This is a genomic window from Neisseria sp. P0009.S007 (assembly GCF_051962515.1).
In genome coordinates, this window is record NZ_JBQCVF010001019.1 from 1 (window position 1) to 313 (window position 313).

The 313-nt window shown below is 54.3% G+C and carries 1 rRNA gene; it reads left to right on the top strand.

The window, feature by feature from the left end:
• Positions 1-313 (top strand): 16S ribosomal RNA (locus ACTHS3_RS17575); the annotation flags it as partial.

A 313-nucleotide genomic window follows, 5' to 3' on the forward strand; every position in this document is an offset into this window, starting at 1 on the left:
GTATAAGAGACAGCCTACGGGGGGCAGCAGTGGGGAATATTGGACAATGGGCGAAAGCCTGATCCAGCCATGCCGCGTGAGTGATGAAGGCCTTAGGGTTGTAATGCTCTTTTGGCGGGGACGATAATGACGGTACCCGCAGAATAAGCCCCGGCTAACTTCGTGCCAGCAGCCGCGGTAAGACGAAGGGGGCTAGCGTTGTTCGGAATTACTGGGCGTAAAGCGTGTGTAGGTGGTTGTCATAGTCAGGTGTGAAAGCCTTGAGCTCAACTCAAGAAATGCACTTGATACTGGGCAGCTAGAGGACCGGAGA